Annotated in this window: 19 protein-coding genes; 13 read left to right on the top strand and 6 right to left on the bottom strand. The window is 45.2% G+C overall.

Translation table 11 applies throughout. The features are described 5' to 3' along the window. Nucleotides 1-401 precede the first annotated feature (401 nt). From Xsto_RS10690 to Xsto_RS10665, 6 genes are all read left to right on the top strand, one after another. On the top strand, nucleotides 402-773 hold the full coding sequence (locus Xsto_RS10690) for a helix-turn-helix domain-containing protein (protein WP_099109596.1): 372 nt from the start codon (nucleotides 402-404) through the stop codon (nucleotides 771-773). Between the two features lie 210 nt (nucleotides 774-983). Then, nucleotides 984-1,451: a redox-sensitive transcriptional activator SoxR gene (gene soxR, locus Xsto_RS10685; RefSeq protein ID WP_099109597.1), complete on the top strand. Its 468-nt coding sequence runs from the start codon at nucleotides 984-986 to the stop codon at nucleotides 1,449-1,451. A gap of 311 nt (nucleotides 1,452-1,762) precedes the next feature. Continuing rightward, nucleotides 1,763-3,451, top strand: coding sequence for an anaerobic glycerol-3-phosphate dehydrogenase subunit A (gene glpA, locus Xsto_RS10680; protein WP_099125048.1), 1,689 nt, complete (start codon nucleotides 1,763-1,765; stop codon nucleotides 3,449-3,451). Then, nucleotides 3,441-4,736 carry a glycerol-3-phosphate dehydrogenase subunit GlpB gene (glpB, locus tag Xsto_RS10675; RefSeq protein WP_099125047.1) on the top strand — a complete coding sequence of 432 codons (1,296 nt, stop codon included), beginning with the start codon at nucleotides 3,441-3,443 and terminating at the stop codon, nucleotides 4,734-4,736. The genes glpA and glpB overlap by 11 nt, the downstream gene beginning before the upstream one ends. Then, a complete protein-coding gene (glpC, locus tag Xsto_RS10670) occupies nucleotides 4,733-5,929 on the top strand; it encodes an anaerobic glycerol-3-phosphate dehydrogenase subunit GlpC (RefSeq protein ID WP_099125046.1) in 1,197 nt (398 codons plus the stop codon). Before glpB ends, glpC begins: the two co-directional genes overlap by 4 nt. Nucleotides 5,930-6,061: 132 nt before the next feature. Then, a complete protein-coding gene (locus Xsto_RS10665; RefSeq protein WP_099109601.1) occupies nucleotides 6,062-7,171 on the top strand; it encodes a Fic family protein in 1,110 nt (369 codons plus the stop codon). 47 nt (nucleotides 7,172-7,218) lie between these two features. Here the strand turns inward: Xsto_RS10665 and Xsto_RS10660 are convergent, their stop codons facing one another. Together Xsto_RS10660 and Xsto_RS10655 are read right to left on the bottom strand one after the other, a co-directional pair. Continuing rightward, nucleotides 7,219-8,319, bottom strand: coding sequence for a glycerol dehydrogenase (locus Xsto_RS10660; RefSeq protein WP_099125045.1), 1,101 nt, complete (start codon nucleotides 8,317-8,319; stop codon nucleotides 7,219-7,221). Between the two features lie 223 nt (nucleotides 8,320-8,542). Continuing rightward, nucleotides 8,543-9,211 (bottom strand): 7-cyano-7-deazaguanine/7-aminomethyl-7-deazaguanine transporter, encoded by a 669-nt coding sequence (locus Xsto_RS10655; protein WP_099109603.1) that lies wholly within the window; start codon nucleotides 9,209-9,211, stop codon nucleotides 8,543-8,545. Between the two features lie 179 nt (nucleotides 9,212-9,390). Here Xsto_RS10655 and tusA point away from each other — a divergent pair, with 179 nt between their 5' ends. Continuing rightward, on the top strand, nucleotides 9,391-9,633 hold the full coding sequence (tusA, locus tag Xsto_RS10650; protein WP_099109604.1) for a sulfurtransferase TusA: 243 nt from the start codon (nucleotides 9,391-9,393) through the stop codon (nucleotides 9,631-9,633). A 697-nt stretch (nucleotides 9,634-10,330) separates the two neighbouring features. Here tusA and Xsto_RS10645 read toward each other — a convergent pair. From Xsto_RS10645 to rsmD, 4 genes are all read right to left on the bottom strand, one after another. Beyond that, nucleotides 10,331-12,676 (bottom strand): zinc/cadmium/mercury/lead-transporting ATPase, encoded by a 2,346-nt coding sequence (locus tag Xsto_RS10645; protein WP_099125044.1) that lies wholly within the window; start codon nucleotides 12,674-12,676, stop codon nucleotides 10,331-10,333. Nucleotides 12,677-12,906: 230 nt separating this feature from the next. Further along, entirely contained in the window at nucleotides 12,907-13,533 is a 627-nt protein-coding gene (locus Xsto_RS10640; protein ID WP_099125043.1) for a lysoplasmalogenase, read from the bottom strand. Nucleotides 13,534-13,810: 277 nt separating this feature from the next. Then, nucleotides 13,811-14,080, bottom strand: a complete 270-nt coding sequence (locus tag Xsto_RS10635; RefSeq protein ID WP_099122777.1) for a DUF1145 family protein — start codon at nucleotides 14,078-14,080, stop codon at nucleotides 13,811-13,813. Between the two features lie 40 nt (nucleotides 14,081-14,120). Then, nucleotides 14,121-14,699 (bottom strand): 16S rRNA (guanine(966)-N(2))-methyltransferase, encoded by a 579-nt coding sequence (gene rsmD / locus Xsto_RS10630; RefSeq protein ID WP_099125042.1) that lies wholly within the window; start codon nucleotides 14,697-14,699, stop codon nucleotides 14,121-14,123. A gap of 402 nt (nucleotides 14,700-15,101) precedes the next feature. On the opposite strand from rsmD, the gene ftsY reads away from it, so the two are divergent. The 6 genes from ftsY to Xsto_RS10600 all read left to right on the top strand — a co-directional run bounded on the left by ftsY (nucleotide 15,102) and on the right by Xsto_RS10600 (nucleotide 22,721). Continuing rightward, nucleotides 15,102-17,186 carry a signal recognition particle-docking protein FtsY gene (gene ftsY / locus Xsto_RS10625; protein WP_099125041.1) on the top strand — a complete coding sequence of 695 codons (2,085 nt, stop codon included), beginning with the start codon at nucleotides 15,102-15,104 and terminating at the stop codon, nucleotides 17,184-17,186. 6 nt (nucleotides 17,187-17,192) lie between these two features. Then, on the top strand, nucleotides 17,193-17,858 hold the full coding sequence (gene ftsE / locus Xsto_RS10620; protein WP_099109610.1) for a cell division ATP-binding protein FtsE: 666 nt from the start codon (nucleotides 17,193-17,195) through the stop codon (nucleotides 17,856-17,858). After that, nucleotides 17,851-18,831 carry a permease-like cell division protein FtsX gene (gene ftsX / locus Xsto_RS10615; protein WP_099125040.1) on the top strand — a complete coding sequence of 327 codons (981 nt, stop codon included), beginning with the start codon at nucleotides 17,851-17,853 and terminating at the stop codon, nucleotides 18,829-18,831. The genes ftsE and ftsX overlap by 8 nt, the downstream gene beginning before the upstream one ends. A gap of 214 nt (nucleotides 18,832-19,045) precedes the next feature. Further along, entirely contained in the window at nucleotides 19,046-19,897 is an 852-nt protein-coding gene (gene rpoH, locus Xsto_RS10610; protein ID WP_099122781.1) for an RNA polymerase sigma factor RpoH, read from the top strand. A gap of 374 nt (nucleotides 19,898-20,271) precedes the next feature. After that, nucleotides 20,272-21,537 (top strand): GntP family permease, encoded by a 1,266-nt coding sequence (locus tag Xsto_RS10605; RefSeq protein ID WP_099125050.1) that lies wholly within the window; start codon nucleotides 20,272-20,274, stop codon nucleotides 21,535-21,537. A gap of 26 nt (nucleotides 21,538-21,563) precedes the next feature. Continuing rightward, complete coding sequence (locus Xsto_RS10600; protein ID WP_099125039.1) at nucleotides 21,564-22,721, top strand: glycerate kinase; 1,158 nt, start codon at nucleotides 21,564-21,566, stop codon at nucleotides 22,719-22,721. The last annotated feature ends 47 nt before the right edge of the window (nucleotides 22,722-22,768 follow it).

Raw genomic sequence — 22,768 nt, 5'->3', positions numbered from 1 at the left:
GCACGGCTTTGATACGGTCACGGACGCGCCCATCACGAGTCGTATCGTGCATCAATTCAAGCGCTTCTTTTTGGGCATCTGTCAGGGTAATTTTCATGGCGCGATTTTGATCTGATAGGAATGAAAAATCAAGCATCTTCAATGACGATGGGTATATAGATATTACAATCTACATATAGGTCAATATTATAATGTTGAATTATGAGCTTTAATTTTGTTTAAAAATAGCTGCTTTCAGTACTACGTAAATTCAAGTCCGGTTACTTAAATTTTAATGTGTTGGTTGTAGTGAGTAACCGGTTTTTTCAGACTTGAATAATAAACTGTTAACTGGGTAATTCAGATTTTCTGAATAATAATATGTTTTAAAATAAACAACTTATTGATGATGGGTTGAGAACATGAAAAATATTATTAATGAGAAGGTTATTGAAGATCTTATTCATTGGATTGAAAAAAACATTGAGAATGAGTTAAACATTGAAATCGTCGCTAAAAAGTCTGGTTATAGTAAATGGCATTTGCAACGGATTTTTAAAAATATAACAGGAACTACTCTAGGTAGCTATATAATCGAACGACGTTTGTCTAACGCTGCTATTTCTATCTGTTCATCGAAAAATACACTTTACAATGTGGCGTTACAGTATCAGTTTGATTCTCAACAATCTTTTTCCCGATCATTTAAAAAACATTTTGGTATAACGCCAAGTGAATGGAGAAAAAATTTGAACTCTAATAATGTTTTTTCCTTGGTTTATAAGGCGGAATAGTGACATCAATAAGAAAGAAGAGTTGATGTGCTTAATTAAGTTTCTGCCGTTTGGTCATTATCAGATTATGGCCTTGACCGATGACTAGAGACACGATGAATAAATTGGAATTCTGGCCCAATTTACGAAAAAACGGTGAAGTATTTGACCAATTGGCAGAAACGTTAGATTTTTTTCATAAAACTGAAAGTTAACCCGGGTTACATAGCAATGAAAAAAAATAGGGCCATTAATTTAAATAGAGCATTAACGGTGGGAGAAGTAGCAAAACGTAGTGGAGTGACGGTAGCGACAGTACATTTTTATGAATCTAAAGGATTAATCAAAAGCTCACGCAATCAGGGAAATCAGCGCCGTTTTCCTGCGGTTGTGCTGCGTTATATCGCAATTATCAAAGTAGCACAGAGCACAGGTATTCCTTTGAAAGAAATACAGGAAATACTCAGTCAGTTTCCCCCTAATAGTAAACTTACAGCTGAACAATGGCGAATAATTTCCTTGCACTGGCGGGATTCGCTGGAGCAGCGCATAACAAAATTAACCCGGTTGCGTGATAATTTGGATGGTTGTATTGGTTGTGGCTGCCTTTCATTGACAGAATGCCCATTACGTAATCCCAATGATATTTTAGGCGAAACAGGTTCAGGGCCCATCATTTTATTACAAAAAGAAAAATAATTTATTCCACAAAGGGATCGGTAACATAGTTCCCGGCATTATGTTCTCAAAGGGACGGTTTTTTTAGCGAAAACAAGAATACCAAATCATCATGTCGTTCAGTTTCTTTTCACAAAACGTTAACCACTTTTAATAAAAACCCCTCAAAAAATAGTGACATTTCTCACGGTATTGATTTTTTTGTCGTCCAAAATACGCGTTTTAGGTTCGTTTTTGTTCCTTATCAAACAATTCCTATCCATTTTGGATATATTTTTATCATCAATCGGATTTACTGGCCGGATATGTGACTGGCAAAGAAAGGAGCATCTCTGATGAATGGCTCTCCTGTAACAGAAACTGATGTCATTATTATTGGTGGAGGCGCAACAGGTGCCGGTATTGCAAGAGATTGCGCCCGCAGGCGTTTACGCTGCGTTTTATTGGAGCGGCATGATATTGCAACAGGTGCAACCGGACGCAATCATGGTCTGTTGCATAGCGGTGCACGCTATGCCGTCACAGACAGCGAATCGGCAAAAGAGTGTATAAAAGAAAACAGGATCCTCAAATCTATTGCCCGACACTGCATTGAAAAAACACACGGTTTGTTTATTACTTTGCCGGAAGATTCACTGGAATATCAGCAAACTTTTATTGCAGCGTGTGAAAAGGCAGGAATTGATACACAGGCGATTGATCCTGAAGAAGCGAAACGTTTTGAACCGGCAGTTAACCCGGATTTGATCGGGGCTGTGATTGTGCCTGATGGGACGGTTGATCCTTTCCGGCTGACGGCGGCCAATATGCTGGATGCCAGAGAGCATGGTGCACAAATACTGACGTATCATGAAGTCATGGGGTTAATCAGGCAAGGGGATAAAATTACCGGTGTTCATGTTTATGATCATCGCGCTAAGCGCTTGTATAACATTTATGCGCCGATAGTGGTGAATGCTGGTGGAATTTGGGGGCAGAAAATTGCGGAGTATGCGGATCTCAGAGTCCATATGCTGCCGGCCAAAGGATCGTTGCTGATCTTAGGGCATCGCATTAACAATATGGTGATCAATCGCTGTCGTAAACCCGCAGATGCCGATATTCTCGTACCCGGTGACACTATTTCGCTGATTGGCACGACTTCTTCCCGCATTGAATACGATCAGATTGATAACATGCATGTGACTAAGGAAGAGGTGGATATCTTAATCAGGGAGGGAGCAAAATTATCCCCCCGGCTTGCACAAACCCGTATCTTACGGGCTTATGCGGGAGTCCGCCCTTTAGTCGCGAGTGATGATGATCCATCGGGCAGAAACGTCAGCCGTGGTATTGTGCTGCTTGATCATGCCCAACGTGATGGTCTGGACGGATTTATAACCATTACTGGCGGTAAACTGATGACATATCGCCTGATGGCTGAATGGGCAACCGATAAGATTTGCGAGAAACTTAATATTACCGCGCATTGTACAACAGCACAGGAGCCACTGCCCGGCTCAGAGAATTCCGCCGAACAAACACGCCAGCACACGTCACACAGTAAAACCCAACATCGTCGCACAGTAACTCTCTCCGCTCCCATTCGTGAGTCGGCCATTTATCGTCATGGCGATCGCGCCAGCCAGATACTGAGTACCGAACGATCAGATAAAAGTTTGGTATGTGAATGTGAAGCGGTAACTGCGGGAGAAGTTCGTTATGCAACGGAATCTTTGGCGGTTACTAACCTACTGGACTTGCGTCGTCGCACTCGTGTTGGCATGGGAACCTGTCAGGGAGAGCTGTGTGCCTGTCGTACAGCAGGGGTGCTTAACCGTCTCGGTGTAATAACAGAACAGGAATCAGAGCAGCAACTGAAACAATTCCTGAATGAACGCTGGAAAGGGATCCGCCCTGTCGTTTGGGGTGATGCGTTACGGGAAAGCGAGTTCACCAGCTGGGTTTATCAGGGACTGTGCGGTTTAGATGACCATGATACTGATAACCAGACAATAACGGGGGCTGATAATGAAATTTGATACTGTCATTATTGGAAGCGGGCTGGCGGGATTGGCCAGCGGCATTCGGCTGGCAGAGGCAGGTAAATCCTGTGCGATAGTCAGTTCAGGCCAAAGCTCTCTTTATTTTTCTTCTGGCTCGATGGATTTTCTTGCCCGTTTACCTGACGGAAGTGAAGTCACTCATCCCTTACATGCCTTATCTGAATTGACCAGACAGGCTCCGCATCATCCTTACAGTCGGATAGGAGAAAAAAAAGTAGCATCACTGGCTTATCAGGCTGAAAAATTAATCAGGGACAGCGGACTGGTTATGACTGGTTCTGCTTCACAAAATCATTATCGTGTTACGCCCGTTGGCCGTCAGCGCATGACTTGGTTAAGCCCGGCACGAGTACCGGTTCGTGAGCTGGAACGGCCATTTAAATGGGAAAGTGTTGTTGTGATCGGCATTGCGGGATTTCTGGATTTTCAGCCCGGCATCGTCGCCAGTGCGCTACAGAGACAGGGGGTGAAAGCCAGTGCGCAGGAGATTCACTTACCTTTTCTCGACAGACTGCGTGATAACCCCAGTGAATTTCGCTCCGTTAATATCGCCCATTTACTGGATCTGCCTCAGAGCCTGACACTGATAGCGGAGGAAATCAGCCGTCTGGCGCAGGGGTATGAGGCTGTGTTCCTGCCTGCCTGTATTGGTCTGGAAACTGATCAAGTCGTGCAGGCATTGCAGATACAGGTGCAAAAGCCTGTCTATTTGTTACCGACGTTACCGCCTTCTCTGTTGGGGATCCGGGAGGATCAGTTGTTGCATACTCGGTTCCGCCATTTTGGCGGAGTGATAATGACAGGTGATACGGTCAACGGTGTGGAAATGGCAGAGAACCATATTACCGGTTTGTACACCCGTAATCATGGTGATATTCCACTGCGGGCTTCTCACGTGATTCTGGCAACCGGTAGTTTTTTCAGTAATGGACTGAAAGCACAATTTGATCGGGTTTATGAACCCTTACTTGATTTAGATCTGCTGGCGTACTCTTCACGTGAACAATGGACACGGCAAAACGTTTTTACTCCTCAGCCATATCTTAAATTTGGTGTCACCACGGATGAATATTTACGGCCATTAAAATCAGGTCAGGTGGTGAAGAACCTGTATGCTGCCGGGGCTGTGCTGGGGGGATATGATCCATTGTTTGAAGGCTGTGGTGCCGGAGTTTCTTTATTGAGTGCCTTATTTGTTGCTGAACAAATCATCACCGGGCAACGAGTTACAAAACAGCGGATACCGGAGATTGCACAATGAACATAGCGGATAACAGTTTTGAAAGCTGTATTAAATGTACTGTCTGTACTACCCAATGCCCGGTGGTTAAAGCTAATCCGGGCTATCCCGGGCCAAAACAGGCCGGCCCGGATGGAGAGCGCCTGCGTTTAAAAGATCCTGCTTTATATGATGAAGCGCTGAAATACTGCACTAACTGCAAGCGCTGTGAAGTTGCATGTCCGTCTGATGTAAAAATCGGTGATATTATCCTGCGGGCAAAAGCAGATTATCACTCACAGCGGCCTAAATTACGGGATGTCATTCTCAGCCACACCGATATGATGGGCACTCTTTCTACTCCGCTTGCTCCCATCGTCAATTCAGTGACCAGCCTGAAGCCAGTGCGCCATCTGCTGGATAAAACGCTCAGGATTGATCACCGACGTGAATTACCAAAATACTCTTTCGGAACGTTTCGGCGCTGGTATCACAAACAGGCATCCATTCAACAGCAATTTACAGAGCAGGTTGCCTATTTTCATGGTTGTTTCGTCAATTATAACCATCCACAACTGGGTAAGGATTTATTGAAAGTCTTTAATGGAATGGGGATTGGTGTCCAATTACTGACGCGGGAAAAATGTTGTGGCGTGCCGTTGATCGCCAATGGCTTTATGAATAGGGCGAAACGTCAGGCGAAAGCTAACCTGCTCTCATTAACAGAAAGTGTGATTGAGCGACAAATTCCCGTTGTAACAACTTCATCCAGTTGTACTTTTACCTTACGCGATGAATATCCGCATATTCTGGGCGTAGATACCCGCCCGGTACGTGATCATATTGAGCTGGCAACCCGCTATATTTATCGGTTGCTGGATCAGGGGCGTGATCTGCCTTTGAAAACGATGCCTCTGAAAGTGGCTTACCATACGCCATGTCATATGGAAAAAATGGGCTGGGCAGCCTATTCGATTGAGTTGATTAAGCGTATTCCGGGTATTGAATTAATTATTCTGGACTCTCAGTGTTGTGGTATTGCCGGAACTTATGGTTTCAAAAAAGAAAATTATGAAGTATCTCAGGGGATTGGTGCTGGCCTGTTCCGGCAAATCGAAGAAAGTGGCGTTGATTTGGTAATCACCGATTGCGAAACCTGTAAATGGCAGATAGAGATGTCTACCAGCAAAAAATGCGAACATCCGATGAGATTACTGGCGCGAGCGCTGGGTTGAATTAACCTGTTTTCCAACTCATGAGGCAATTAGATCGATTATTTGCCTCATTTTATGAGGCGAATAGTGTTGTTATTTGCCTCATTTAGTGAGTAGAATGACCAACTGATTGATATCATGAGGTGAATGGTCATGTGGATATGGGAACAGAAAAATTGGCCTGATTTCCAATGGAATGAACATGAATTGATCTCCATTCTACGTGAGATTAATTTTAATCAGGGGCTGTTACTCGGTTTATCTGCGACTGAAAATACTGAGCAAGCAACGCTGGATAACCTCTTAGCCAGTATTCTCTATTCCTGTGAGATAGAAGGAGAAAAACTAAACGTAGCATCAGTACGTTCTTCGCTGGCGAATCATCTGGGTATCAGTGAGGAAACTCCGTATCCAATCAGTGAACAATCTGATGGCATCGCACGAATCGCGTTTGAAGTCGTAGAAAAATATCAAGAACCGTTAACTCTTGAACGTATTTTGCAGTGGCATGAGTGGATGTTTCCTGTCGGTTATCGGTTAATTAATCCCATCAGCGGTGGGCAATTGCGACATGGCGGTATCGAAGTTGTGTCGGGCAGAATAGACAAGCCAATTATCCACTTTTCAGCCCCGCCAGCCGAACGGCTACCGCAAGAGGTTGCAGAATTTATCACATGGTTTAACCGTTCCTATTATGACCCTAATCTTGACCCTATTTTGCGGGCAGCGATTGTGCATCTGTGGTTTGTCACTCTTCATCCACTGGAAGATGGTAATGGTCGTATAACCCGTTTTCTGACTGATCTGGCACTAGCGCAGGCAGAAAGCCGATCAATCCGGCTTTATGCGATGTCTGTGAGTATCTGCGAAAGTCGGAAACAATATTATGAAATGTTGGAACAGACACAGCGTGGTGGGTTGGATATTACGGGCTGGATGAGATGGTTTCTACAAACCCTGAATAACACTCTGATTGTTAAATTGAAACAAATTGATGGAACCGTGAAGAAAACCCGGTTTTGGCGTCGTGTTGATCAGAGCCAGCTCAATGAAGAGCAAGTGAAGGTACTGAACAGAATGTTAGACGGTGATTTCTCTCAAGGAATTAATAGCAGCCAATATCAGAAAGTGGCTAAAGTGAGCAGGGCTACAGCCACCCGACATCTAATCTACCTGACAGAATTGGGGTATTTGGAAAAAACAGAAGCGGGAGGGCGAAGCACTCGTTATGTTATCCATCATGTTAATGGCGTGACCAAATAGGGCGAGGGTTCCCGCCCTGAAACCGCAAAAATCACGCTGATACTAAATTAGTATAACCAGTCTTTTCCCATCTGATCTGCTGCCAGAATTGCGGCATAGACCTGCTCTGGGGTGACGGTAAATGGCATATTGTGAATAGTTTCCCCTTCTGCACAACTTACTTTAGCGACCTGCATAATTTTCTGATGCAAATTTTCACTATCGCGCAGGCCAAGTTGTTCCAGCGTAATTGGAAGGCCAACTTGTACACAAAAGTCGAGTACGGTTTCTAGTTCTTCACTGGGGCTATTTTCTAATATGAGCTGTGTCAGCGTACCAAATGCGACTTTTTCACCATGATACAGGTGGTGACACTCTTCCAGTATGGTAAACCCATTATGGATGGCGTGTGCAGCGGCAAGGCCTGCACTTTCAAAACCAATTCCGCTGAGATAGGTATTGGCTTCAACAATATTTTCAACCGCAGGCGTTGTCACTCCGGCTTCTACCGCCAGTTTTGCTTTATAACCTTCTGACAATAATGTGTCGTAACACAATTTAGCCAATGCCAGCCCGGCCAGAGAAGTTGTTCCTCCTGCCATAGTCGGATGATGTGCTGTACTGCTGGCCCTCGCTTCAAAGTAGGTAGCCAGTGCATCTCCCATACCAGCAATAAACAGCCGGACAGGTGATTTTGCAATAATTTTCGTGTCCACTAACACAATATCGGGATTTTTAGGATAGAACAGGTAGCTATCAAATTCCCCCAATTCTGTATACAGAACGGAAAGCGCACTGGTTGGTGCATCCGTTGAGGCCAGAGTCGGAGAAACAAGAATGGGTAATTTTGATTCGTGTGCTACCGCTTTTGCGGTATCAAGCGTTTTTCCTCCACCAATTCCAATTACGGCCTGACATTGATTAGTGAGTAGGATGGCTGACAGGCGTTCTATTTCTTTACGGCTGCACTCGCCGTTGAAGACTTCAAAATGGCTGGTGACTTCATTTTGTTTCAGGCTCTTACTGACTGTATCTCCAATAAGATTGAGTACAAAATTATCAGCAATAACAAAAACATGATCAGCAAGTATTTTCGTGTAGTGGCCAATGTAGGATATCGCATCTGGCCCTTGGATATATTTGGATGGAGACTGGATAACTTTCAGCATAAGAAATATTCCTTCTTCACTGGAAACTCAACATAACCTGTTAATAGCATCGGTATGTGACAGGTTATCAGTCGTTTCGAATAAAAGTGTGTGTTTGCCTGTCCGCCAACACTATACGACAAAACATACCCGTAGGTTATCTGTAAAAGCAGGAAATGCACGATTTGTGAGGAAAAGCTGAAAGGCGATCAGCACCCTGATTAGCTCAGGGCGCAATGTCGTTTTAGCGGGTCTGTGCCAGTGCCTTATCTGATGAGTGAGAGAAAAAGAATTTCAAGATAAGGTTCAGTAAGATGCCATAAGCCGGTAGGAAGAAGAGCATACAAATAAACAGCTTAAATGCATAATCCACTAACGCGATTTCTACCCAGTGAGTTGCCATAAAGGCATCGCTGCTGCGATAAAAAGCGATAAAGAAAAAGGCCAGAGTATCAAGCATATTACCGAAAAACATGGCCGCTGCCGGTGCCATCCACCAACGCTGGTTCTGACGCAGACGGTTGAACACACCGACATCTAATATCTGACCGAGAACATAAGCCATAAAACTTGCTGTTGCAATGCGGGCAACAAACAGATTAAACGTTCCTAAGGCCGAAAAACCCTGCCATGATCCCTGAAAAAATAGCGCAGAGATGAAGTAAGAAATAATCAGAGCCGGAAGCATGACCGTCATAATTATTCGGCGTGCTAATGGTGCACCATAAATACGTACGGTTAAATCTGTTGCCAGAAAGATAAAGGGAAAGGTGAATGCTCCCCAGGTGGTATGAAGACGAAAAATAGAAATAGGCAATTGCACCAGATAGTTACTGGAAGTAATAATCAGAATATGAAACAGCGAAAGCCAGATTAAAGCCGAAGCTTTCTGCTGCTTAGTAAGTTGAAACATATTGTACCTTTTTGCTGGATGGGGTGAGGGAACCCAGAAACAAATTTCCCTGAATTATCAGGAGAGAAGCATCATACGCGGGTTGAGTAATATACTCAATGGATTTCAAAATGCGGTGATTGAGGTGAATATGTAATATAATCCACCGCTATAGATTGTTTGAACCTACAGAGATTGTTATGTCTGATGTTTTTGCCAACCCTGATAAAACCCTTGATACACAGGGATTACGCTGCCCAGAGCCGGTAATGATGGTACGTAAAACTGTCCGTCACATGGATGTCGGGCAGACTTTATTGATCGTTGCGGATGATCCGGCGACGACTCGTGATATTCCCGGTTTTTGTCGTTTTATGGAACATACTCTGCTTGCTCATGAGACAGCGGAAACGCCTTATCGGTATCTAATCAAAAAAAATTAAAAGATTGCTTAATAAACTGGTAGAAATATAAACCCGTGCTAAGCTTATCAATGTGGGACTTGGAAATCTTATCACCTCACTAAGTACCATATTTCCTTTTGTCTTAATAGCAATCTTGAGTAACTGTAGTCTTATTTTGAAAAGGTGCGCCTTAGCACCTTTTCAATTTGTTTTATCTATTATTGGCCTGTTAAATATTTTATCAATAACAGCCTGAAAGCCTACGTGGCTATTATAATACTCTTTGGGTAAAGGATGTCTTTTAGAAAAGGATGCTGATAATTTTCTGATTACATTAAGTTGCAATCAAATAAGAGTATTAAAGGAATAATCTGTATTCCGGCGTTTTTTTATAATAAATCTTGATACATACACAAAATATTTGCCAGTAATCTGGAGAGTATTGTTCAATAATTAATAGCCCGGTGGTTTGGCCACAACCACCGGGCGGGTGTGGATAAAAGAGTGTGAAATATACCTGATTGGTTCGCTATCTTTATTTTCGAGACGAAAAAAGAAGTGTGCTTTTTAATAAACAAGTTGTGAACTCAAGTAGATTAAAAATGGAATAATATGAGGGGAAATAAAAATAATTAGAAAGTTACTCATAAACTATTTCATGAACTTTCAAAGTATTTCTGAGTTAATTACATATCCCCCACTCATATTTGAGTGAGGGAGTATTCATGCAGAGAAATTATTTATTGTTTCTTGTTTTGATGCGCAGCAGACGGATAGCATTCGCTGTCACCAGCGCTGTAGCTCCTGAATCCGCTAACACTGCCATCCACAACCCTGTAATCCCCAGTAAACTGGTGATAAGGAATATAGCCTTCAAGCCTAATGCGATAGTGATATTCTGACGAATATTGTAGTGTGTTGCCCGTGACAGAGTAATAATTTCCGCCAGACCAGTCAGCCGGTTATGAGTCAGTGCGGCATCAGCTGTTTCCAGCGCAACATCCGTACCGCTTCCCATCGCGACCCCAATACTTGATGCTTTCATTGCCGGTGCATCGTTAATACCATCACCGACCATCATCGTTTTGTGTTTTTCATTAAGCTGCATAACCGCAGTGACTTTGTCTTCCGGTAGCAATCCGGCCCGGTAATCAATATCCAACTGGTCTGCAATAGCTGCCGCTGCCCGGGGATTATCGCCTGTTAGCATCACCGCATTGACGCCTTGACGCTTCAGAGACTGGATAGCTTCAATGGCATCCTGACGCAAAGTATCCTGCATGGCAATCAGGCCAATAAACCGCCCATCCTGAACAATGGCAACGGTTGTTTTACCGCTGTCTTCCAGTTCAATAACCCGCTGTTTCCATTGTGGTGATAAAACATTTTCAGAAAGCCGACCGGGAGCAGAAACCAGTATCTTCTGCCCTGATAACTGACCTTCAATTCCAATACCGGCAAGAGCTTTACGGTTCTCTGCTTCGACAACCGTTACACCTTTATTTTCCGCTTCATTAAGAATGGCTTTTGCCAGCGGATGATGAGAACCACTTTCTACCGAACCCGCTAATGCCAGTAATGTTTCCACACTGATATTTTCCACGGGTTCAACATTCGTAACCTGAGGCTTTCCTTCAGTCAGTGTACCGGTTTTATCCAGTGCAATCGTGGTGATGCTGCCGAGTTGCTCTAATGCTGCACCGCCTTTGATAAGTGCACCACGGCGAGTGGCAGCGGCGAGTGCGGAAGTAATAGCAGCAGGCGTTGAAATAACCAGTGCACAAGGGCAGCCAATCAATAGCAGGGTAAGACCGCGATAGATCCACATATCCCACGGTTCGGCGAAAAACAGGGGAGGTATCACGATAACAAGTGCCGAGAGCAGGATAATCAGTGGCATATAGATGCGGCTGAATTTATCAATAAAACGCTCAATCGGAGCACGGCGTTCTTCAGCTTCTTCAATTAACTGTAGGATGCGATCAATGGCATTGTGTCCCGGTTCAGAAACAACCTGCATTTGCACGGATCTATCAATCGAAAGACAACCGGCTGCGACTTTTTCCCCTTGCTGGCGTTCAACAGGGACAGATTCTCCCGTCAGAGCACTTTCATCGAAACTGGCAAACGAGTTAAGAAGTTCGGCATCTGTAGGTAAACGAGCACCCGGAGCGATTTCAATAATGTCTCCCGGACGCAATTCAGCGGCAGGAACCTTTTTCTTGATGCCATCTTTGACAAGTAGTGCCTGTTCGGGAACCAGTGCCATCAGAGCGCTGACACCTCTTCGAGCACGACCTGCGGCATAACCTTCTAAGATTTCGCCTAACTTGAACAGTAAAATTACCATTGCGGCTTCTGAAGTAGCATTGATGAACAATGCACCGATAGCTGCTACGGTCATCAATGTTTCAATGGCAAAGAAAGATCCGGAACGGAACAACCTGATGGCTTTGACCGCGATAGGATATAACCCAATCAAGACCGTTATGATGAAGGCGATTTTTCCGGCAGGAGCACTCATTTTAGCGATGACCCCGCTAGCGGCCATCAGTACCGCAAGAAGGAGAATCGGAGAGAATGTTTTCCAGAGGCTGGTTGCTGGTGGCAGTTTAGATGTTGAATCGGTTTCTTTGATTTCAAAACCCGCTTGCTTCACCGCCCTGACGACATCACTCCGAATATCTGAATCCGCATCCACAACCAGCTTTTCGGTAGTAAATAACACCTTGACCTGTTTAACTTTATCCAGTCTTTTCACTGCATTTTCGATTTTGCCTGCACAACTTGGGCAATCCATACCCTGAATAATCCAGTTAAAACGCTGTCTGGCAGTCAGTTCAGCGGGAGCTGTATCCTGTACAGGGTGTGCGTGAGTATGCGAGCAACTTCCGCCATGATGATCATGCGAATGGCTTTTATTATGGGAGTGGGCATGACTATGGGAATGTTGATGCTTTGTATCACGTGTACGAGATTGCTTACTTTCATTTCTTATGCTGGAAGAACCCTGCAAGGCCCTTTTGGGGGACGAGATAGAGCCACGCTGCGATTGTTTATGTTTTTTGGAAATAGAGAACATAATGGCCTCTCAATGATGTTTATTCAGGTTGATTACCATTAACTCTACACTTTAGAGTTCACTCCAGAGTCAAATAAAAAAAGCAATTATTTTGATGAATTGTGCTATTAGCGATGGGATCTGCAATGTAGCAGACAGCGTTGTAATTGGGAAAAATGGCAATAATATCTGGGTATTGAAGTGAGGCGTTGATGTCAACGTCTCACTTAGGATGAGAATAAAGCAATGATTTAAATAATCAGTGAACGGATAATCAAAAAGTGCCCGATAAAACGGCAGGAAGCTACGATTGCTTTTGAGAGTTTAAAAGGAAAACGGTATTGGCTAATCATGCTGATACTGTGTGCGAGAAGTAACAGAATTGCTCCGACCATAGCTGAGAGACGGCTTTCATTACCGAGCGCAAAATATTGTTCTCCGGCAACCCAAACCATGATGAGAACCATAACCCAGGTATCCAGCACCCGCCAGCGTAATTGATCCAGACGGCTCCAGATAACCAGCATCACTACAATACCTACTACCAATAGAATTAATGGCAGTGGAAAGAATAAATGGAAACTCATATGCAGGGCGAAGCTGATGGTATAGAGCAAATAACTCAGAAATAGCGCGACAAATGAGAATAGTAAATACTTACTGGGGAGCATTCGGAGTGAGTCAGAAAGCAGGGCGGTGATAAGGCCTGCAATAATCAGGTAACCTGAAACTTCAAGGTTTGGAGCCTGAAATGCCCATAATAGCAGAAGCAGCATCGTGACCGGATAGAACACCCATTGCTGCCATTTGATACCACGATAGGCGGCATCAATATATAACCATCCAGAGAAGAACACAGCAAGAAATGGCCAACTCATATTTTTCCTTTCCTTAAATGTTCAGCGCCTGTTTTATCAGGAATTGCTGTTTATGATGGGGATAAAGCGAGAGTACCAACTTTAATTCTATATTAACGAGAAGGTAACGTTTTATTATCAAAAGGAATGTACGTCAATGAGTAATCGTGTGGCGTAAGTTTGGCGTAATAAACGGGAAGACCACTTTTTGTGGTATCTGCCCCAGTCACATTGTTGCTCATATGGCTGGGGAGTTGCTGTTGAGTACTACTTGTTATTTACCGGGAAAATGAAGGTATTATTTTTTTTCCAGACGGGTTTTTTTCTGCCATGACAATAGCTCAAATACCCCGAAAAAGAAGATCTTAGTTTGCAACCAGCCAGAAAGTTTTTGGTCTTTCGGCTGAGAGTGTTTTAACAACAAAAGTTGGAAAGCATGCATGACTACAGTAAAAACCATAGCGATATCCATAAAATACTTTAATGGCTTAGGGAAGGGTTGAACCAGATTTAGGATCATAATCCCCCAGACACAAACCATAATTGCTCTTCCCAATTGGATAAACATCATTGACTCCAGAATTGTATTTAAATAGCCAGACCGTCATTTACTGGCGGCGAATATATAACCTGTATGCAACCTGACCGGCAATCTTTTCCCGGTGTAAGTGCCAGTTTGCAGGGACTGCTGTCGCGGCAGATTCAGATTCTGCTTCGACATAAACCCAGCTTTCCTTAGCCAGCCATCCGTTAGTTTCCAGCAAGTTGATGGTTTCTTCCAGCATTCCTTTCCGAAATGGTGGGTCAAGGAAAATGATATCAAAGGGCGTTCCGGCCTGATTGAGATGTTGTAGCGTATTGTTTTGTATCACCTTGCCGTTGTCTGCTTTCAGTAGCGCTAAATTATTCGATAGCTGTTTTGCTACATTACGATCGTACTCAATCAAAGTGGCACTGTTTGCATAACGTGATAACGCTTCAAATCCGAGCGCTCCGCTGCCGGAAAAACAATCCAGACAATCAGCCCCCTGAATGACGGGCATTAACCAGTTGAACAGAGTTTCTCGGACACGATCGGTTGTCGGACGCAGCCCTTCACTATCAGGAACCGGTAATTTTCTTCCGCGCCATTTTCCGCCAATAATACGAATTTGCCCTAAAGACGAGCGCTGTGGTTTTTTAGTCATAGTTACATAAATTAATTATTTGTCATCGCCGTAATATTATCTACTGCTTATCAGGCCTTGATGGTGAATAAAAAGACGAGGATCAGGAAACCCATTGATTAATTTACCACGAAATCCTCAATAGAATATGTGTTGTGGTGAGATGAAAATGTTAGACTGGATTTTATCACCATTAGAACCTATCTCTGTAGGCGTAATTGTTAAAATAGAGACCTAACAGATTTCAATTTATGTCACAGACAACAAAGAGGCAACTTGAAATATGAAGAGTATAGCGTCTATTGGTCTGAGTTCTTGACTTATCCCGATAAGAACTGATGGCCTGAAATAAAGGTAATTCCAGTCAGTTTCTGGTGTAGGTTGTGATAACGCCATAATTAACCGCGAGGAGTGTAGTGGCCGATGGCAAAAGAAAAAAAAAGAGGTTTCTTCTCTTGGTTCGGACTTGGTCGTCAGGAAAAGAAGCAACAACAAGAAGAACAAATTGAACAAGAAAAGCTGGCAGCGGCAGAAGCGGAACAGCAGCGTTTAGCTGAAGAAGCGGCGCGTCAGGCGGCAGCAGAAGCGGAACAGCAACGTTTGGCGGAAGAAGCGGCGCGTCAGGCGGCAGCAGAAGCGGAACAACAGCGTTTAGCGGAAGAAGCGGCGCGTCAGGCGGCAGCAGAATCGGAACAACAGCGTTTAGCGGAAGAAGCGGTGCGTCAGGCAGCGGCAGAAGCGGAACAACAACGTTTAGCGGAAGAAGCGGCGCGTCAGGCGGCGGCAGAAGCGGAACAACAACGTTTAGCGGAAGAAGCGGCGCGTCAGGCGGCAGCAGAAGCGGAACAACAACGTTTAGCGGAAGAAGCGGCGCGTCAGGCGGCGGCAGAAGCGGAACAACAACGTTTAGCGGAAGAAGCGGCGCGTCAGGCGGCAGCAGAAGCGGAACAACAACGTTTAGCGGAAGAAGCGGCGCGTCAGGCGGCGGCAGAAGCGGAACAACAACGTTTAGCGGAAGAAGCGGCGCGTCAGGCGGCAGCAGAAGCGGAACAACAACGTTTAGCGGAAGAAGCGGCGCGTCAGGCGGCGGCAGAAGCGGAACAACAACGTTTAGCGGAAGAAGCGGCGCGTCAGGCGGCAGCAGACGCGGAACAGCAACGTTTGGCGGAAGAAGCGGCGCGTCAGGCAGCGGCAGAAGCGGAACAGCAACGTTTGACGGAAGAAGCGGCGCGTCAGGCGGCGGCAGAAGCGGAACAACAACGTTTAGCGGAAGAAGCGGTGCGTCAGGCGGCGGCAGAAGCGGAACAACAGCGTTTAGCGGAAGAAGCGGCGCGTCAGGCGGCAGCAGAAGCGGAACAACAGCGTTTAGCGGAAGAAGCGGCGCGTCAGGCGGCAGCAGAAGCGGAACAACAGCGTTTAGCCGAAGAAGCGGCGCGTCAGGCGGCGGCAGAAGCGGAACAGCAACGTTTGGCGGAAGAAGCGGTGCGTCAGGCGGCAGCAGAAGCGGAACAACAACGTTTGGCGGAAGAAGCAGCCCGTCAGGCTGAAGAACAGACCTCCTTATCTAAAGAGCAGGAACGTCCGACTAAAGAAGGTTTTTTTGCTCGTCTGAAAAAAAGTCTGGTAAAAACCCGCCAGAATTTGGGTGCCGGATTTTTAGGATTATTCCGTGGTAAGAAAATTGATGATGATCTATTTGAAGAACTGGAAGAACAGTTACTGATTGCTGATGTTGGTGTCGAAACAACTCGCAAGATCATTAACAATTTGACAACTCACGCCAGCCGTAAAGAATTGAAAGATGCGGAAGCGTTATACGTAAAACTCAAAGAAGAAATGTCGGGTATTCTGGCTAAGGTTGATAAACCACTGGAGGTTGAGGGTAAATCACCTTATGTCATTTTGATGGTTGGTGTGAATGGCGTTGGTAAAACGACGACAATTGGTAAATTGGCTCGCCAATACCAATCTCAGGGTAAAACCGTCATGCTGGCTGCGGGTGACACTTTCCGCGCAGCAGCGGTGGAACAATTGCAGGTTTGGGGTGAGCGCAACAAAATCCCGGTAGTTGCCCAGCATACCGGTGCCGATCCGGCTTCCGTCATTTTCGATGCTATTCAATCAGCTAAAGCTAAAGGTGTTGATGTCCTGATTGCAGATACCGCAGGACGTTTACAGAATAAAGCGCATTTGATGGAAGAGCTGAAAAAAATCGTGCGGGTAATGAAAAAGCTGGATGAAGAAGCTCCGCATGAAATTATGCTGACTTTGGATGCGAGCACAGGTCAAAATGCAGTCAGTCAGGCTAAACTATTCCATGAAGCAGTTGGTTTGACCGGTATTTCACTGACCAAATTGGATGGAACTGCAAAAGGTGGCGTGATTTTCGCCATTGCGGACCAATTCGAAATTCCGATCCGCTATATTGGTGTGGGGGAAGGTATTGAGGATCTCCGTCCATTTAAGGCTGACGATTTTATAGAGGCTCTTTTTACCCGGGAGGATTAACTATCAATGATTCGCTTTGAACAGGTCAGTAAAGCCTATCTGGGAGGACGGCAGGCACTACAAGGGGTGGATTTCCACCTTCGTCCGGGAGAAATGGCATTTTTAACCGGTCATTCAGGAGCGGGGAAAAGTACGCTTCTGAAACTTATTTGTGGCATAGAGCGCCCGAGTGCTGGTTATATCTGGTTTGGTGGGCATGATGTCAGCCGATTGAAAACCCGTGAGATCCCATTCTTACGCCGTCAGATCGGTATGATTTTTCAGGATCACCATCTGCTGTTGGATCGCACTGTGTACGATAATGTCGCAATGCCATTGATTATCTCAGGTGCCAGTACTGAAGATATTCGTCGGCGGGTATCAGCGGCGCTGGATAAGGTTGGCCTACTGGACAAAGCGAAAAATTTCCCGATTCAGCTATCCGGAGGGGAACAACAGCGTGTTGGTATTGCCCGCGCTGTTGTGAATAAACCCACCGTCCTGCTGGCGGATGAGCCGACGGGGAATCTGGATGGTGAACTATCTGAGGGTATTATGCGCTTGTTTGAACAATTCAACCGGGTCGGTACGACGGTTCTTATGGCGACGCATGACACCGCTCTTATTGAGCGCAGGAATTATCGTATCCTGACCCTGAATCAGGGACGTATGCAAGGAGAGCATCATGGCTAAGCCTGCCCGTCATTCAACGAAGAAAACGATTTCTCCCAAATCCCGTTCCAAATCGCTGAAAGGAGGATGGCGCGTACAGTCACGTTATGCATGGAAAAGCACTTTGTCTGATATGTTATTCCAGCCACTGGCGACTTTGCTCACCATCATGGTGATAGCTATCTCGCTGACATTACCGAGTGTATTTTACATCGTCTGGAAAAACGTTAATCAGGCGGTGGAACAATGGTATCCCGTACCACAACTCACGGTGTATCTGGATAAATCACTGAATGACATCAGCTCTAACCAGCTGATTGAAGAGCTAAAAACAATGGATGGCGTGAAGTCAGTGAACTATCTGTCCCGTGAGGAGGCCGTGAATGAATTTCGCGCCTGGTCAGGGTTTGCCAGTGCCTTAGATATGCTGGAGGAAAATCCGTTGCCAGCGGTAGCGATTGTCTCCCCTAAACTGGATTTTCAGAATTCACAGGCACTGACGACATTACGTGATCGTGTTGCACAGCTAAAAGGTATCGAAGAAGTCAGAATGGATGACGGCTGGTTTGCCCGGCTGACGGCACTGGCTGACCTTATTGGCCGGATTGCTGCGGTAATAGGGGGGCTGATGGTCGTTGCGCTGCTTCTGGTGATTGGTAACAGTGTGCGTTTAAGTATTTTCAGTCGTCGTGAAACGATTAATGTCATGAAACTGATAGGGGCAACGGATGGGTTTATCCTTCGGCCTTTTCTCAATGGAGGGGCATTACTGGGAATACTGGGAGCGATCCTTTCACTGCTTCTTTCGTACCTGCTAGTCTGGAAACTTTCCAGTGTTGTCACTGACGTTGCCAGCGTTTTCGGCACCACTTTCAAGTTATACGGTCTGGGTTGGGATGAATCACTATTACTGGTACTGATTTCAGGTATGATTGGTTGGATTGCAGCATGGTTTGCGACTGTCCAGCATTTGCGTCGTTTCAGGCCTGAATAGAACACTTTTGTTGGACTTATGGTGAACTTTTGGGCTTAATCATAGTCGAAGAAACTGTTATTGTTTTGTATACTTTGTATGTGTGGGCATACAATGCAGATAATTTGAATGTGCTCCTCACGATGGTAAAATAGACTCATCTTTGGCCTGAAAAATCTAATAGGTTGATTCAGGAAAGTTTAAAAGACCACTAATTTAGTTTGAGAGAATTTGAATGACAAAAGAAATGCAAACTTTGGCATTAGTTCCGCAAGGGAGTTTGGAAGGGTACATCCGTGCTTCCAATGCTTATCCTATGCTCTCTGCAGAAGAAGAGAAGGAACTGGCAGAAAGGCTGCATTACCAGGGAGATCTGGATGCAGCAAAACAGCTGATTCTGTCTCACCTGCGCTTCGTTGTTCATGTTGCTCGCAGTTATGCTGGTTATGGTTTGCCGCAGGCGGATTTAATTCAGGAAGGCAATATCGGCCTGATGAAAGCGGTTCGTCGATTTAATCCGGAAGTGGGCGTACGCCTGGTGTCTTTTGCTGTTCACTGGATTAAGGCAGAAATCCATGAATACGTACTGCGTAACTGGCGTATTGTGAAAGTTGCAACGACAAAAGCGCAGCGTAAGTTATTCTTCAATTTGCGCAAGGCTAAACAGCGTCTGGGCTGGTTCAGTCAGGATGAAGTTGATTTGGTTGCCAAAGAATTAGGGGTGACCAGCAAAGATGTTCTGGAGATGGAGTCTCGTATGTCGGCGCAGGATATGGCATTTGATATGCCATCTGATGACGACAGTGACAGCCCGCCAGCTCCGGTACTGTATTTGCAGGATAAAGCGTCTGATTTTGCCGATGGCATTGAAGAAGACAATTGGGAAAACCATGCTGCGGATAAACTTACTGTAGCAATGGAAAAGCTGGATGAACGTAGTCAGGATATTATCCGCTCCCGTTGGCTGGATGATGACAACAAATCGACTTTGCAGGAACTGGCAGATAAATACGGTGTATCCGCTGAACGGGTTCGTCAGCTGGAAAAAAACGCCATGAAAAAGTTACGAATGGCGATTGAAGCGTAATTTACACACAGCTAGCTGAGCATGAACGATATATATTTATGCTGAACGCATGCAATAGCAGATTAAAAGGCGATAATTTAGTTATCGCTTTTTTTATGCGCGTTATTTATATAAATGAGTTATGCGTATATACACAATGGATTTCAAGATGCGTCGCGGCAGCAAGGGAGAGACAAATTCGTCGGGAACGAATTTGCCCAGCCAAAGGCTGGCCTTCGGTGAGAGGCAGGAGCTTCTCAGTAATCCCTAGGAGCATAGATAACTATGTGACTGGGGTGAACGAGTGCAGCCAACAAAGAGGCAACTTGAAAGACGAAGTGTATAGTAATCTTTCGGCTTCAGCTCATAATGAAGTCATTGGGGATAATGACAAGATGACGACTGTTTCTGCTATTGGTGCTATTGCTGCATTGTTTGTTTCTATCATTCTGATATTAAGAAAAGTTTCTCCTGTTTATGGCATGATGGTCGGTGCACTGGTTGGCGGTTTGATCGGGGGTGCAGATCTGATACAGACCGTCAATTTGATGGTCACAGGGGCACAAGGGATGACCAATGCTGTCTTACGTATATTGGCAGCGGGTGTTCTGGCTGGTGTGCTGATTGAATCTGGTGCAGCCAGTACCATAGCTGAAACTATTGTACGTAAGGCAGGCGGCAAACGGGTCTTATTGGCTTTAGCAATTGCAACAATGCTATTAACAGCCGTTGGTGTATTTATTGATGTTGCAATCATTACCGTTGCACCGATTGCTTTGGCAATCGCCCATCGGGCTGATTTATCAAAGATGTCGATTTTACTTGCCATGATTGGAGGAGGTAAAGCCGGAAACGTCATGTCTCCCAATCCAAATACGATTGCTGCATCAGAAGCTTTTCATGTACCTTTAACATCGTTGATGGTCGCAGGTATTCTCCCCGGGCTATTCGGGTTAGTAATGGCTTACTATCTTTCAGGAAGAGTGATAACTCGGGGGTATAAGGTCAGAAGCGAAGAGCTGACAATGACCGCACAAGAGTCTCTTCCCTCTTTTATGGCTGCAATTTCGGCTCCTGCCATTGCCATCTTTTTGCTGGCTTTGCGCCCGGTTGCTGATATCACTATTGACCCTTTAATAGCATTACCTGTAGGAGGATTGGCTGGTGCTATTATTATGGGGCATTGGCGTCAATCAAATCGCTTTATTCTCTCAGGGCTGAGCCGCATGTCTCCTATAGCTATCATGCTATTAGGGACGGGGACACTGGCAGGCATCATCGCTAATTCTGAACTGAAAGAAATATTGATCCACGGGATAACAGCATCAGGTCTGCCAGCCTATTTACTGGCTCCGGTTTCAGGGGCGTTAATGTCAATGACAACGGCATCCACCACTGCGGGTACAGCCGTTGCTTCGGCGGTTTTTGCACCTACGCTACTCGATTTAGGCATCAGTGCATTAGCGGGAGCTGCGATGTTACATGCAGGTGCTATCGTACTGGATCAGCTGCCACACGGCAGTTTTTTCCATGCGACAGGAGGCAGTGTATATATGCAGTTACACGAACGCCTGAAATTATTGCCATATGAAACGCTGGTGGGCTTAACTATTGCCTTTATCTCAACCTTAATCTTTGGCGTATTTGGTTTTTCGGGTTAGATAAATTGAAGGAGAGAGAAATTATTATGAAAATTGTAATTGCTCCGGATTCATTTAAGGAAAGTTTAAGTGCAATGCAGGTAGCGGAAGTGATAGAGCGGGGGTTTAGGGAAATTATTCCGCAGGCTGATTACATCAAGTTGCCAATGGCTGATGGTGGAGAAGGCACGGTAGAATCAATGGTGGCTGCGACAGGAGGAAAAAGATTCACATGTACAGTCACTGATCCTCTGGGGCAATCTGTTGAGGCTTTTTGGGGATTACTGGGTGATGGAAAAACCGCAGTGATTGAAATGGCTGCCGCTTCAGGCCTGCATCTGGTGCCACTGGCACAACGTAATCCTCTGATAACGACGAGCTATGGTACGGGGGAGCTAATTCTGGCGGCCTTGGATCATGGCGTTGAAAAGCTGATTTTAGGTATTGGTGGTAGCGCAACCAATGACGGTGGTGCAGGAATGATGCAGGCACTTGGGGCAAATTTAACGGATGGCGATAATCGTCCTTTACCCTTTGGCGGAGTTGCGTTGACACGTTTGGAAAGCATTAATCTCACAAACCTTGATCCTCGTCTCAGTCAGTTAGAAATTACAGTCGCCTGTGATGTCACTAACCCGCTATGTGGTGAATCAGGAGCATCTGCGGTATTTGGCCCGCAAAAAGGAGCGACATCAGAAATGATTAATATACTGGATTCAGCTTTGCTCCATTACGGGATGAAAATTAAAACAGTAACAGGAATTGATGTGCTTAATGCTGCCGGAGCTGGTGCTGCCGGCGGTATGGGAGCTTCTTTACTCGGTTGTTTAAACGCAGAATTACAGTCGGGTGTTGAAATTGTCCTTGATACTCTGAAGCTGGAAAAAGCAATTCAGGGCGCAGACTTGGTTATTACTGGTGAAGGGCATATGGACAGCCAGACTATATACGGAAAAACACCTATTGGTGTTGCACGCATAGCCAACAAATTCGGTATACCTGTTATCGCATTAGTGGGAGGAATGAGTAAAGATTATGATGTTGTCCATCAACATGGGCTGACAGCTGTATTTTCTATTATCCCTGAAGTTTGCACTCTCGCTGATGCTTTAGCTGACAGTACTGACAATCTGCATGTATTGGCTCGTAACATTGCATCGGTTTGGTACATCGCTCGTGCACATAAAAAAGAAGGCGGCGATTGAGAAAGTGAATAAGTACTCAGTAGGGTCAGAAGCCCACATATTTTTCA

The sequence above is a fragment of the Xenorhabdus stockiae genome (genome assembly GCF_002632825.1).
Classification (GTDB): domain Bacteria; phylum Pseudomonadota; class Gammaproteobacteria; order Enterobacterales; family Enterobacteriaceae; genus Xenorhabdus; species Xenorhabdus stockiae.
The sequence above is the reverse complement of the archived record's forward strand: the minus strand, read 5'-3'. Positions and strand labels throughout refer to the sequence as shown.